The following is a 13,297-nucleotide window of genomic DNA, read 5'->3' on the forward strand; positions in this document are numbered from 1 at the left end:
GGCCGAACTTTTGCCTTGACCTCCGGCGCCGGCCGCCGATAATGCTGCAAATCACTGCAAACGTTTGCAAAGGAGGTATGACATGGAGACATCGATCGCGCGGCAGGTATCGCCGGTATGGCCGGCCCCGCGCCCCACGCTGATAGACGACGAGCATTCGGTCACCGGCATCGTCCAGGCGGCGATGGCGGGCACCGCCAGCCCGCGCCTGCGCTTCGTCATGGACACGCTGGTCCGGCATCTGCACGGCTTCCTGCGCGAGGCGCGCCTGACCGATGAAGAGTTCGAGTTCGCGCTGGAATGGCTCGCCAGCATTGGCCAGGCTACGCACGCCACGCACAACGAGGTTGTGCTCGCGGCCGATGTGCTGGGTTTGTCGACGCTGGTGACGGTGATGAACAACAGCACCCGCGACGGCCGCACGCCGGGTGCCTTGCTGGGACCGTTCTACCGCGCCAACGCGCCGCGCTATGCCTGCGGCGACTGCGTAGTGCAGGACGATGCGCCCGGCCAGCCGCTGCTGGTCAGCGGCACCGTGCGTGGTACCGACGGCGCACCGCTGGCCGGCGCGCTGGTCGAGGTATGGCAGGCCTCTCCGGTGGGTCTGTACGACAACCAGGACCCGACCCAGCCCGACCGCAATTTGCGCGGCTGCTTCCATGCCGATGCCGACGGCGGCTACCGCTTCCGCACCGTGCGCCCGGCCGGCTATCCGGTGCCGACCGATGGCCCGGTCGGCGCGCTGCTGGCCGCGCAACAGCGCCATCCGTACCGGCCGGCGCATATCCACTTCATCGTCGCGGCGCCGGGTTATCGGACCCTGGTGACGCAGGTGTTTGCGGACGAGCCCGACAAGCTCGCCTCGGATGTCACCTTCGGCGTGCACCGGCAACTGGTCGGCACCCTGCAGCTGCACGACCAGGGCCGCAGCCCGTGGGGCGAGGTGCCGGCGCCGTTCTACACGCTGGACTTCGACTTCACGCTGGAGCCGGGGCAGCAGACGTTTCCCAAGCCGCCGATCGACTGAGCGTCGGCCGATCTTCTTTCACGTGAATTTCAACTCCGAACATGAGCCCATCCCCACTTTCCGGCAAGGTTGCCGTGATCCTCGGCGGCACCGGCAGCATCGGCTTTGCCGCCGGTGAAACGCTGGCCCGCCTCGGCGCGAGCATCGTCCTGGCTGGCCGCGGCGCCGACAAGGCGGCCAGCGCGGCGGCCGCGCTGCCGGCCGGCAACCACCTTGCCGCCGTCGCGGAAATCGCCGACAGCGCCTCGCTGCGCGCGCTGGCCGACGAAGTCATGTGCCATTACGGCCGCGTCGACATGCTGGTCAATACCGCCGGCTTTACGCGGGCGATCCCGCATGCCGACCTCGACGCGCTCGACGACGCGCTGATCGACGAACTCTTCGCCATCAACTGGCGCGGCCAGTTCGCCGCGATCCGCGCCTTTGCGCCGCACCTGCGCGCCAACGGCGACGGGCTGGTGGTCAATGTCGGCTCCATCGCTGGGCGCAACGGGCAGGGCAGCAACGTGGCGTACTGCGCGGCCAAGGCGGGGCTCGACGTCATGGCAATGTCGCTCGGGCGCGCACTGGCGCCGCAGATCCGCGTGCTGAATGTCTCGCCCGGCGTGGTCGACAGCGCGTTCGTGCCCGGCCGCGACAGCGGCTTCAATGAGCGCGCCGCGAGGACGACGCCGCTGCAGCGTATCGGCCAGGCGCAGGACGTGGCCGATGCCATCGCCGCGTGCGCGACCTCGCTGCGCTTTGCCACCGGCACCACCATCGTCGTCGACGGCGGCCGGCAACTCGGCTAGGCCGGCGCCACGCTCCTTTTACTCTTGTCCTTAACCAACGTTCGCTCATGCACGCACGCAAGACCATCATCACCTGCGCGGTGACCGGCAATATCGTCACACCCGAGCAGCATCCCGGCCTGCCGGTCACGCCGGCGCAGATCGCCGATGCCGCGCTCGAAGCCGCCGAAGCCGGCGCCGCCGCCGCCCACATCCACGTGCGCGATCCCGAATCGGGCCGCCCGTCGATGGCGCTCGAGTACTACGCGGATGTCATCGACCGCATCCGCGCGCGCAACCGCACGCTCATCATCAATCTCACCACCGGTCCAGGCGGCCGCTTCGTGCCCAGCGAAGACGAGCCGCGCGTGGCGGCGCCGGGCACCACGCTGCTGCATCCGGCAAAGCGCGTCGAGCACATCACCGCGTTGCGCCCGGATGTGTGTTCGCTTGACCTCAACACCATGAATTCCGGCGGCGACGTGGTCATCAACACGCCCGCCAACGTACGCAAGATGGCTGCCGCGATCCGCGCCGCCGGCGTCATGCCGGAACTGGAGATCTTCGATTCGGGCGACCTCAACATGGCGCTCGATTTCATCCGCGACGGCGTGCTTGAAGGGCCCGGCCTGTGGACCTTCGTGCTGGGCGTCAAGTACGGCTTCGCGCCCACGCCCGAGACGATCTTCTACGCGCGCAACATGCTGCCCGCCGGCGCGCACTGGTCTGCCTTCGGCATCGGCCGCGCCGAGTTCCCGGTCGTTGCGCAGGCATGGCTGGCCGGCGGCCACGTGCGTGTCGGGCTGGAGGACAACATTTACCTGGAGAAGGGTGTGCTGGCACCCAGCAACGCCGCGCTGGTCGCCAAGGCCCGCGACATCGTGCGCTCGCTCGGCGGCGAAATCGCGTCGCCGGCGGAGGCGCGCCGCACGCTGGGGCTGCGCGAAGCCTGAGTCCCGCCAACCGTATTGCCGAACCCTGAAAGGACAAACCTTATGAACACCATCCGAGTGAACCAGAAAGCCGCCGACATCGAAGCGCTACAGATCGAACTGCTCGGCGTGGCGCGCCCCGATGCCGCTGCGGACCAATGCATCATTGAAGTCGCCAGTGCCGGGGTCAATCCCAGCGACGTGAAGGCAACGCTGGGCCTGATGCCGCATGCGGTGTGGCCGCGCACGCCGGGCCGCGACTATGCCGGCCTGGTGGTCGACGGTCCCGCGGCGCTGCTGGGCCTGCAAGTGTGGGGCAGCGGCGGAGAGCTGGGCATCCGCCGCGACGGCACGCATGGCAAATACCTGCGCATCCAGGCCAGCGCGGTGCGCGCCAAGCCGGCCTCGGTGTCGCTGCTGGAGGCCGGAGCCGTCGGCGTGCCGTTCATCACGGCCTATGAGGGCCTGCGCCGCGCCGGCATGCCGCAGGCCGGCAGCACCGTGCTGGTCTGCGGCGGCAACGGCAAGGTCGGGCAGGCCACCATCCAGATCGCCACGGCAATGGGCGCGCGCGTCTTTGCCGTCGAGCGCACGGCCGAGACTTACCGCGGCCATGCCAGCGGCGAAGTGCGCATGATCGATGCCAGCCGCGAAGCGATCGCCGAGGTGGTGCGCAACGAGACCGGCGGCCATGGTGCCGACATCGTCTACAACACCGTCGGCAGCCCGTACTTCGAACAGGCCAACCAGGCGATGGCCGTCGGCGCGACGCAGATCTTCATCTCGACCATCGAGAAGCCGGTGCCGTTCGACATCTTCGCCTTCTACCGCGGCCAGCATACCTATGTCGGCGTCGACACGCTGGCGCTGGACAGCGGCGCCTGCGCGCAGATCCTGGACCAGCTTGCGCCGATGTTCGCCTCGGGCGCGCTGCGGCCGTTCCCGGTGCTGTCCGATTACACCTATGCCCTGGCCAATGCCAAGGACGCGTACCGCGCGGTCCTGCAAGGCGCCACCGAGCGTGTGGTGCTCAAGCCATGAACACGACCCGGTTTGTCCAGGCGCCGGCGTATTTCCCGCCCAACCACGACGGCATGCATTGCCTGCGGCTGCAGGGGCACGAGGCCGGGCCGTCGGAGGCACTGTGGCTCGGGGTCTCGGTGCTGCTGCCCGGCGGCCATACCGCGCTGGATGCCTCACCGGTGGAAAAGCACTACGTCGTGCTCGAAGGCGAAGTCTGCGTGCGCACGCCGGAACAGGCCGTCACTCTGGGACAGTACGACTCGGTGCGGCTCGCGCCGGGCGAGGCGCGGCAGGTGTCCAATCCCGGCAACCGGCCTGCCATGCTGCTGCTGGCGATGCCATATCCGAAGGCGTGATTCCTTGCCCCGGAATGCAAACGATTGCAGCGCCGAACGTACACAGTACTGACCACAGAAGTGACTACAAAAAGAATGACCACAACCAAAGGGGTAGACCAATGACATCCGTTCCGAAGCGGTACCGCTTGCTGCTGCTTGCCATGGGCGCGGCCTGCAGCGGCCACGCCGGCGCGCAGTCGTCCGTGACGCTGTACGGGCGCCTGAACACCGCGCTGGAGTATTCCTATGCCAATACGGCGACCGACGGCACGCGCCTTGGCGGCGTGGGCCGCCTGACCAACAACCGCTCCGTGTTCGGCATGCGCGGCGAGGAAGGGTTGGGCGGAAGCCTCAAGGCGATCTGGCAGATCGAGAGCAACGTCTCGCTCGACACCGGCCAGGGCCAGATTGCCGGGCGCAACTCGCGCATCGGGCTGCAGGGCAGCGCCGGCACGCTGTTCATGGGGCACTGGCAGACGCCTTATACCGAGGCGACGTCGACCTACGATCCGTATTACCCGACCACGGCCGGCTATATGGCGCTGATCGGCAACGGCTCCACGTCGAGCTCGGACAACGTGCAGGACACCAGCGCGTTCGACCGCCGGCAGAAAAACATCATGGTCTACAAGACGCCGTCGCTGGCGGGCTTCAGCGGCGCGGCCGCGTGGGGCATCAACGAGGAAAAGACCACGGTGCCGCGCAATCCGGGGCTGTACTCGTTCTCCGCCGCCTACGACAACGGTCCGCTCAACGTGGTGCTGGCCTATGAGATCCACCAGCATTACCAGACCGCGGGCCGCAACGACGATGCGATGAAGGCGGGCGTTTCCTACAAGTTTCCGAGCACCACCGTCGCGCTGCTCTATGAACGGCTGCACTACCGCACCGCCACCGGCGATCTGACGCGCAACGGCTACTACGCGTCGGTCGTGCAGAAGCTCGGGCCCGGCAGCGTGCGGGTCGGCTTTGGCCTGGCCAGCAACGGCGCCGGCAATGCCACCGAGACCGTCGGCTTCTTTCGCAGCGGGGCGGAGACGGGCGCGACGCAGGTCACGGTGGGCTACGACTATCCGTTGTCCAAGCGCACCGCGCTGTATGCGTACTACAGCCGCATCAACAACAAGCGCAACGCCATCTATGACTTCGCCATCAATGAGCTGGGCGTAAGCGCGGGCGCCGACCCGCAGACCGTCGCGCTCGGCATGCGGCATTTCTTCTGAGGCGCGGCACACGCGCCCCAACCGGCAATGAGGAGACAAAGAATGATTCGATCCATCCAGGGCGCCGTGCTGGCGCTGACTTCGACGTTGATGCTGGCGGCCGCCCCCGCCGCCTCCGCCGCCAGTATGCAGCCCCAGTACCCCAGCAAGCCGATCCGGCTGGTGGTGCCGTTTTCCGCTGGCAGCGCCACCGATATCCTGGCGCGCATCCTCGGCACCAAGATGGCCGAGGGCGGCAGCTACCAGGTGATCGTCGACAACCGGCCCGGCGCGGGCGGCACCGTCGGCGCCACCGGCGTGGCCAAGGCGGCGCCGGACGGCTACACGCTGATCCTGGTGTCGGTCGGGCACGCGATCAACGCCACGCTGTATCCGAAACTCGGCTATGACACGGTGAAGGACTTCGCGCCGGTCTCGCTGGTGGCGAGCGTGCCCAACGTGCTGGTGGTCAATGCGGCCAGCAAGTACAAGTCGGTGCGCGACGTGGTGGCGGCGGCCAAGGCCACGCCGGGCGCACTGAACTTCGACTCCGCGGGCTCCGGCAGCTCCACGCATCTGAGCGGCGAGATGTTCAAGATGCAGGCCGGTATCGACATCGCGCATATCCCGTACAAGGGCACCGGCGAAGCGCTAACCGACGTCATGGCCGGCCGCGGCGACATGATGTTTGCGCCGACGGTCTCGGCCATGCCATTCGTCAGGCAAGGCAAACTGCGCGCGCTGGCGGTGACCACGGCCAGGCGGGCCAGCGCGCTGCCGGATATCCCGACCGTCGCGGAATCGGGCTTCCCCGCCTATGCCTTCGATTCCTGGTTCGGCATCCTGGCGCCGGCCGGAACGCCGCGCGAGATCGTCGACGCCCTCAATGCCGAGATCGGCAAGGCGCTGTCATCCCCCGACGTGCGCGAGCGCCTGGCCGCGCAGGGCGCCGAGCCGCGGCATTCGTCGCCGCAGGAGTTTGCCGCGCATATCCAGGCGGAAATCGGCAAGCTGGCGCCGGTGGTGCGGCAGTCCGGCGTGAGGGCGGGAGAGTAACGCGCTGCACTTCGTGGAAGCTCCGGCCCTCACCCCCGGCCCCTCTCCCGCAAGCGGGAGAGGGGAGCAAACAAGCGGGCGGCGGCAGACGCTTGGGCTCATCGGCGATAGCGCCAAGCGAGCGCAGCGACGCGTTCAGTGCCAGAGCCAGTGACCTGAGATACTGCCGGCGCGCAGCGCAGCCGTAGGCGTTCCTATGATGCCGCCAGCAGCAGGAACCACCCACAGCTCCGGGCTCGTTCAATCACCGCGTCAATCCCAAGCGCCGTGGTGCACCTTGCGGCAGGCAGCCCTGCACGCGACGAAGCCCAGCCCCGTACGAAAGCCCAGGCAAGCTACGATAAAAGTGGCCGCCCGCCCAGGGCAAAAAACGCGCTTTTGGTTACTTTTGCCGCTCGGGCAAAAGTGACTCGCCCCTTCAGGGGCGAAACCGGGGCATATCAAATAGCCACCAGATGCCCACCCGCAGCGACGCCAGGACGCAAGAGCAGACCATGTCCTACAAGTGAAGCGCTGGAATTCATTCCCACGGCTAATGCACCGTAAAATGTCGCATCCCACCATTCCCGGGCCGCCGCCCGGCCACCTGCCGTCATGTCCGAGCGCAAGCGCCTCACCCTCAAAGACCTGGCCGCCGAGATCGACGTGCATTACTCGACGGTCTCGCGGGTCATGAATCCGGCCACGCGGCACCTGGTCGCGCAGGACGTGGCGGCGCGCATCCTGGAGGTGGCCGAGGCGCGCGGCTTCCGCCCAAACCGCATCGCCGCGGGTTTGCGCACGCAGCGCTCGGGGCTGGTAGGCGTGGTGTTGCCCGATATCGCCAATCCGGTGTTCCCGCCAATCCTGGCGGGGATCGAGTCGGTGCTGGCGCAACAGGGCTACGTGCCCATCGTCGTCAACGCAGGCACTGACAAGAGCCGGCAGCGCTTCATCATCGACCAGATGATCGGCCGGCAGGTCGAAGGGCTGGTGCTGGCGACGGCGGAGCGCGAGGACGCGGTGCTCGACTACTGCATCCGGCAGCATATCCCAGTCGTCACGGTCAACCGCGGCGAAGAGGCGGGACGGGTCTCGTGCGTGGTCAGCGACAACTTGCTGGCGATGCGGCTGACGGTAGACCACCTGGTCGGCCTCGGCCATCGCCATATCGGCCATATCGCGGGCCCGGCCGCGCTGTCCACCGGCTTCCTGCGGCGCGAGGGCTTTGTCCAGGCGGTCAGGCGGCATCGCCTGCGCCGTGACGCCTGGCACGTGATCGAGGCCGCCAGCTATTCGCGCGAGGCCGGCAAGCTGGCGTGCGCGCAACTGCTGGAAGCCTTTCCGGCGGTTACCGCCATCGCCGCCGGCAACGACCTGGTGGCGATGGGCTGCTACGACCTGCTGCGCGAACGCGGACTGGATTGCCCCGCCGACATTTCGGTGGTGGGCCACAACGACATGCCGTTCGCCGATGCGCTGACCCCGCCGCTGACCACGGTGCGCATCGCCGTCCATGAAATGGGCGAGGAGGCGGCGCGGCTGCTGCTCCGCCAGATCGACAAGCCGGGATCCGATGCCGTCACCGTGCAGCTGACGCCGCAGCTGATCGTGCGCGGCTCCACCGCTGCGCCACACGACAGCGCCTCATAGCCTGGGAGGACGGCAGCTCTAGCGTGCCGCCGCCACCAGTGCCGCCATGAAGGCCTGCCGCAGTGGCGTCTGCTCGGCATCGCGATGCCGGAGCACGCCTACCGTGCCTTCGCGCCGGTATGGCAGCGGCAATGGCACTACCTGTCCCAGCGCGCGGAAGAACTCGGTCATCCTCCCCGACATCACCGCCAGCAATTCGCTTTGCTGCAGCAGCGCCACGTTCGCCAGCACCGTGGCGCTCTCGATGCGCACCGTCGGCGCCGGTTCGCCCGCCAGTGCCAGTTCGTAGTCCAGCTCGCGCCGGATCTGGCTGGTGGCGGGCGGGCCGATCCATGTATAGGCGCGCGTCTCGTCCCAGCGCAGCTTGCGCCGGCGCGCCAGCGGATGCGCCGGGCCGGCAATGACGCGGATGGTCTCGGGATAGAGCAGGTCGCAGCGCAGCGGCGCGTCGATGCCCTGCACCTCGGTGCGCCCGACCACGAAATCCAGCCGCCCTTCGCGCAGGGCCGGCAGCATGTCTTCCACGGTGCCCTCGGAAAGCGTCAGGTGCGCCTCGGGAAACGCCTCGCGGAATTGCCGGACCGCTGCGGGGAGCAGGTCGACCGCAACCGTTGGCGTCGCGCCGACCGCCAGCTGCCCGGCCGCGCCGTCCGCCATCACGCGGATGGTGGCCTGGGTGCGTTCGATCTCGCTGAGGATGGTGCGCGCGTGGACCACCAGCGCTTCGCAGAAACGCGTCGGCACCAGGCCGCGCGAATGCCGCTCGAACAGCGCGACGCCGAGTTCACTTTCCAGCTCGGCCAGCCAGCGCGACAGCGCCGGCTGCGTCATGCTGAGCCGCTCCGCGGTATGGCTGACATTGCGAGTTTCGTAGAGCGCCACCAGCACATGCAGTTGCCGGATGCGCAGGCGCTGGGTCCATTCCATGGCGGTGTTTCCGGTATGCCAGAGAGGTTATAGCAGTGCCTATTTTAATCATTTCAATGTCATCTCGGCCAATGCCATACTTTTCGCACGTGGCGCCATGTCGCCTCGACAGCGTCCCTGACCGCCCCCTGAGCCGCCCCCTGAGCCGCCCCACATGTCCGACCCGACACCGCTTCCGCGCACCGATTCGCGTCCCGACTCGCGTCCCGACTCGCGTCCCGACTCGCGTCCCGATCCGCGCCCCAATTTCCTGCTCTTCATCACCGACCAGCACCGCGCCGACCACCTCGGCATTTATGGCAACGATGTCGTGCGCACGCCCAATATCGACCGCCTGGGAAGCTGGGTGGCGCAGCGTTGCTACGTAGCCTCGCCGATCTGCATGCCCAACCGCTCGTCGCTGATGACCGGGCGCATGCCGTCGGCTCATGGCGCGCGCCACAACGGCATTCCGCTGCCGCTGTCGCAGGTGACCTTCGTCGAGCGGCTGCGCGAGGCGGGCTACCGCACCGGACTGGTCGGCAAGTCGCACCTGCAGAACATGACGGGGCTGCCGCCGGTGTGGCCGCGCCCGCAGGATCCGCGCACCGAAGGCGAGGCGCGCCGGCCCGAGGCCGGGCGCTTCGATCAGGAATGGGGGCCGGCGTGGCGCGACGATGCCAGCTTCGACATGTCGCTGCCGTTCTATGGCTTCGGCGACGTGCAGCTGGTCATCGACCATGGCGACACGGCCGGCGGCCATTACCGCCGCTGGCTTGAACAACACCATCCGGAAGTGGCTGCGCTGTGCGGGCAGCAGCACGCCATCCCGACGCCGGAATACGCGCTGTGCGCCGCACGGCAGGCCTGGCGCACACGCGTGCCGGAGACGTTGTCGACCACCGCCTGGATCGGCGACCGCACCATCGACCTGCTGGAGCAATACGCCAGTGCCGACGCGCCGTTCATGATCCAGTGCTCGTTCCCCGATCCGCACCACCCGTTCACGCCCCCCGGCCGGTACTGGGACATGTACCGTCCCGAGGACATGGTGCTGCCCGCGTCGTTCCATGACGATCCCGCGCTGGCGCCGCCGCACCTCAAATGGATGCACGCGCAGCGCGATGCCGGCCGCGCGGTCAAGCACACGCCGGCGATGTTCGCCTGCACCGGGCGCGAGGCGCGCGAGGCGCTGGCGCTGAACTATGGCTCGATTGCGCATATCGACGACACCATCGGCCGGGTGATGGCACGGCTGGCGGCCCTGGGGCTGGACCACAATACCGTGGTGCTGTTCACCAGCGACCACGGCGATTTCTTCGGCGACCACCAGCTGCTGTGGAAGGGACCGCTGCACTACCAGGGCCTGATCCGCACGCCGCTGCTGTGGTCCGAGCCGGCCGCGCGGGCCGCACACAAGGCACCGGCCGTGCGCAGCCAAGCGTTGTGTTCGACCATCGACATCGCGCCGACCATCCTGGCGCGCGCCGGCTGCCTGCCCTACAACGGCATGCAAGGCTTGTCGCTGCTGCCGGCCATGGCGGGCGAGCCGCTGCCGCGCAAGGCCGTGCTGGTCGAAGAAGAAAACCAGCGCACGCTGTTCGATTTCCCGATGCGCACCCGCATGCGCACGCTGCAGACCGCGCGCTACCGGCTCAGCCTCTATGAAGGCGCGGACTGGGGCGAACTGTACGACCTGGAGAGCGACCCGGCCGAATCGCACAACCTGTGGCATGAGCCCGCCCTGGCGGGCGTGCGCCAGGAACTGCTGCACCAGCTGGTACTGGCGATGATCGCGCACAGTGATGCCAGCCCGAACCCGACCGCACTGGCCTGACACATCCGGGCCAGCCCGCCGGCCTCCGGCGACACCGATGACAGCCCAGCCGGTAACAGCCCCACCGATAACGAGAGAAACGGAGACAACGCATGACCCGCCCCATGGCTACCCTCCCCATTGGTTTCCCCACCGCTTCGCACCGCGCCCGACGGGGCTTGCTGGCCGCCCTTGCCGGCATCGCATTGCTGGCCGCATTGCCCGCGCACGCCCAGGACGCCTACCCGTCGCGGCCGGTCCGCATCATCGTCAACTTCCCTGCCGGCGGGCCGCTCGATAGCGTGGCCCGGCTGGTCGCCGAGCGCGCGGGCCGTGACCTGAAGCAGCCGGTAGTGGTGGAAAACCGCGCGGGTGCCGGCGGCAACGTCGGTGCCGAAGCCGCCGCGCGCGCTACCGCTGACGGCTACACGCTGCTGATGTCGACCGACACGCTGGTGACGGTCAACCCGTTCGCCTATCGCAAGATGTCGTTCGACCCGCTGCGCGACCTGCAGCCGGTGGGCCTGGCCGGCACCTTCAACCAGGTGCTGGTGACGCACCCGGCCATCAAGGTCGCAAGCCTGGACAAATTCCTGGCCATGGCGAAGACGCAGGACCTGTCGTATGCCTCGGCGGGAATCGCGTCGCCGGGGCATGTCGCCTTCGAAATGCTGAAAGCGCGCACGCAGATCCAGGGCACGCACGTGCCATACAAGGGCAACGCCCCGGCGCTCAGCGACGTGCTGGCCGGGCAGGTGCCGGCCGGCTTCCTGGCGACACCGACCGCGGTGCAGTACATCCGCAGCGGCAAGCTGGTGCCGCTGGCTGTATCCGGGCTGCGGCGCGATCCCTTGCTGCCCGACGTGCCCACCGTGGCGGAGACCGGCGTATCCGGCTTCGACGCCGAGTTCGCTTTTGTGATGCTGGTGCCGTCCGGCACGCCCGCACCGATCCGCGCGCGCTGGGAGCAGGAGCTGAAAACGATCTTCGCGGACGCGGGATTCCAGAAGAAGCTGCTGGCGCAAGGCGTCAGGCCGCAGGCCACCGACGGCGCCCAGGCCACGGCGTGGCTGGCCGCCGGCAGCAAGCGCTGGGGCGAGTTGATCCGCAAGCTTGGGGTGTCGCTGGACTGACAGGAACCGCCCGCACGGTATTCTGGCAGGCACATCCCGCCACAGGTAAAAAGGCACGGCTGGTAATTCTGGAAGTGCTCGTTGCAACCTGGAACGCGAGGATGCCGCCACAGGCGGCGCATTGCGGGCGCCGGTGCTCTGGAATGGGATTTGCTATTCCCATGCAGGACACGTCGCGACAGCACCTCGCATGCCTTCCCTTGACCCCGTGTCGCCGCGCGCCGCCTTCGAGCTGATCCGCGAGAGCATCAAGTCGTGGATCGACGACTATGCCCCGAGCATGGGCGCGGCGCTGGCGTACTACACCGTCTTCTCGATCGCCCCGCTGCTGATGATCGTCATCACCGTGGCGGGTGTGATATTCGGCGCGGAGGCGGCGCGCGGCGAGGTCGTCAGCGAGCTGAACGGGCTGATCGGCGCCGAAGGGGCGGAGGCGGTCGAAGAGATGCTGGTCGCGGTCAGCGAACCGGCCGCCAGCACGATTACCGCCACCCTGGGCGTGGTGGCATTGCTGGTGGGCGCGACCACGGTGTTTGCCGAACTGCAGTCGGCGCTCGACCGCATCTGGCGCGTGCCGCAGCGCCAGAAGAGTTCGGGCCTGTTTTCGCTGTTGCGCGCTCGGCTGCTCTCGTTCGGCATGATCCTGGGCATCGGCTTCCTGCTGGTGGTTTCGCTGCTGCTCAGTGCCGGCATCTCGGCGCTGGGGCGTGAGTGGGGGCCGCTGCTGGGCATCGACGAGGCGGTCGGGCATGCGCTGGACACCGTCATCAGCCTGGTGCTGACGACCGTGGTATTCGCGATGATCTACAAGATCATGCCGCGCACCAAGATCCGCTGGTTCGACGTCTGGCTGGGCGCGGTCGTCACGGCGCTGCTGTTCACGCTGGGCAAGTTCCTGATCGGCCTGTATATCGGCAAGAGTGGCGTGGCCAGCGGGTATGGCGCCGCCGGGTCGCTGGTGGTGTTGCTGTTATGGGTGTACTACGCCGCGCAGATTTTTCTGCTGGGTGCCGAATTTACCTGGCATTTTGCCCAGCGTTTCGGCTCGCTGCGGCACAGCGGCCAGCCGCAGCCGACTGCGCCGATACGGGGGCGGGCGCAGGTGGTCGTGGACGAGCATGCCCAAGGCGACGCGGCACGCCATCCGGTAAAGGCCGGCGACGACGGCGTGACGCCGATCGTGGCGCTCTATGTCGACGAGATCGTGACCGCCGCCGTCAAGGCGGGAGAGCAGGGGCAGGCGACGGCGGTCGCCATCGCGGACGCTGCCGAGAAAGCCTTTACCCATTTCAGGAGCGCCGCGGGCTCGGACAGGCAGGCATTGCGTAACCGCCTGCGGGAACTGGCGCAGGCACTGGTCGTGTCTGCCGAGGCGGGGCATCATTCAGGCGATACCCGCAACCTGATCAAGTTCGGCGTGAGCTACGTCGAAGCTTGCCTGCACCGGACGCACTGAGGCGCC

12 protein-coding genes are annotated in these 13,297 nt (G+C 68.0%); 11 read left to right on the forward strand and 1 reads right to left on the reverse strand.

What is annotated here, in order from left to right:
• Nucleotides 1-82: 82 nt before the first annotated feature.
• The 8 genes from J8I34_RS19315 to J8I34_RS19350 all read left to right on the forward strand — a co-directional run bounded on the left by J8I34_RS19315 (nucleotide 83) and on the right by J8I34_RS19350 (nucleotide 7,980).
• Complete coding sequence (locus J8I34_RS19315) at nucleotides 83-1,027, forward strand: dioxygenase family protein (RefSeq protein WP_209806729.1); 945 nt, start codon at nucleotides 83-85, stop codon at nucleotides 1,025-1,027.
• Between the two features lie 41 nt (nucleotides 1,028-1,068).
• On the forward strand, nucleotides 1,069-1,818 hold the full coding sequence (locus J8I34_RS19320) for an SDR family NAD(P)-dependent oxidoreductase (RefSeq protein WP_209806730.1): 750 nt from the start codon (nucleotides 1,069-1,071) through the stop codon (nucleotides 1,816-1,818).
• 47 nt (nucleotides 1,819-1,865) lie between these two features.
• Nucleotides 1,866-2,750, forward strand: coding sequence for a beta-keto acid cleavage family enzyme (locus J8I34_RS19325; RefSeq protein WP_209806731.1), 885 nt, complete (start codon nucleotides 1,866-1,868; stop codon nucleotides 2,748-2,750).
• Between the two features lie 42 nt (nucleotides 2,751-2,792).
• Nucleotides 2,793-3,770 (forward strand): quinone oxidoreductase family protein, encoded by a 978-nt coding sequence (locus J8I34_RS19330; RefSeq protein WP_209806732.1) that lies wholly within the window; start codon nucleotides 2,793-2,795, stop codon nucleotides 3,768-3,770.
• A complete protein-coding gene (locus J8I34_RS19335) occupies nucleotides 3,767-4,108 on the forward strand; it encodes a cupin domain-containing protein (RefSeq protein WP_029044982.1) in 342 nt (113 codons plus the stop codon). The genes J8I34_RS19330 and J8I34_RS19335 overlap by 4 nt, the downstream gene beginning before the upstream one ends.
• A gap of 101 nt (nucleotides 4,109-4,209) precedes the next feature.
• Nucleotides 4,210-5,313, forward strand: a complete 1,104-nt coding sequence (locus J8I34_RS19340; protein WP_209806733.1) for a porin — start codon at nucleotides 4,210-4,212, stop codon at nucleotides 5,311-5,313.
• 42 nt (nucleotides 5,314-5,355) lie between these two features.
• A complete protein-coding gene (locus J8I34_RS19345) occupies nucleotides 5,356-6,348 on the forward strand; it encodes a tripartite tricarboxylate transporter substrate binding protein (RefSeq protein ID WP_209806734.1) in 993 nt (330 codons plus the stop codon).
• 594 nt (nucleotides 6,349-6,942) lie between these two features.
• Nucleotides 6,943-7,980, forward strand: coding sequence for a LacI family DNA-binding transcriptional regulator (locus tag J8I34_RS19350; protein ID WP_035876597.1), 1,038 nt, complete (start codon nucleotides 6,943-6,945; stop codon nucleotides 7,978-7,980).
• Between the two features lie 18 nt (nucleotides 7,981-7,998).
• On the opposite strand, the gene J8I34_RS19355 is transcribed toward J8I34_RS19350, so the two are convergent.
• Nucleotides 7,999-8,907: a LysR family transcriptional regulator gene (locus tag J8I34_RS19355; protein WP_209806735.1), complete on the reverse strand. Its 909-nt coding sequence runs from the start codon at nucleotides 8,905-8,907 to the stop codon at nucleotides 7,999-8,001.
• Nucleotides 8,908-9,061: 154 nt separating this feature from the next.
• Between J8I34_RS19355 and J8I34_RS19360 the strand changes: the two genes are divergently transcribed.
• The 3 genes from J8I34_RS19360 to J8I34_RS19370 all read left to right on the forward strand — a co-directional run bounded on the left by J8I34_RS19360 (nucleotide 9,062) and on the right by J8I34_RS19370 (nucleotide 13,291).
• The gene (locus J8I34_RS19360) at nucleotides 9,062-10,723 is read left to right on the forward strand and encodes a sulfatase-like hydrolase/transferase (RefSeq protein WP_209806736.1); all 1,662 of its coding nucleotides are present in this window, start codon (nucleotides 9,062-9,064) and stop codon (nucleotides 10,721-10,723) included.
• Between the two features lie 92 nt (nucleotides 10,724-10,815).
• Nucleotides 10,816-11,835, forward strand: a complete 1,020-nt coding sequence (locus J8I34_RS19365; protein ID WP_245176013.1) for a Bug family tripartite tricarboxylate transporter substrate binding protein — start codon at nucleotides 10,816-10,818, stop codon at nucleotides 11,833-11,835.
• 190 nt (nucleotides 11,836-12,025) lie between these two features.
• Nucleotides 12,026-13,291 carry a YihY/virulence factor BrkB family protein gene (locus J8I34_RS19370; RefSeq protein WP_209775702.1) on the forward strand — a complete coding sequence of 422 codons (1,266 nt, stop codon included), beginning with the start codon at nucleotides 12,026-12,028 and terminating at the stop codon, nucleotides 13,289-13,291.
• Nucleotides 13,292-13,297 lie beyond the last annotated feature (6 nt).

This window comes from Cupriavidus phytohabitans, from assembly GCF_017815025.1.
Taxonomy (GTDB): Bacteria; Pseudomonadota; Gammaproteobacteria; order Burkholderiales; family Burkholderiaceae; genus Cupriavidus.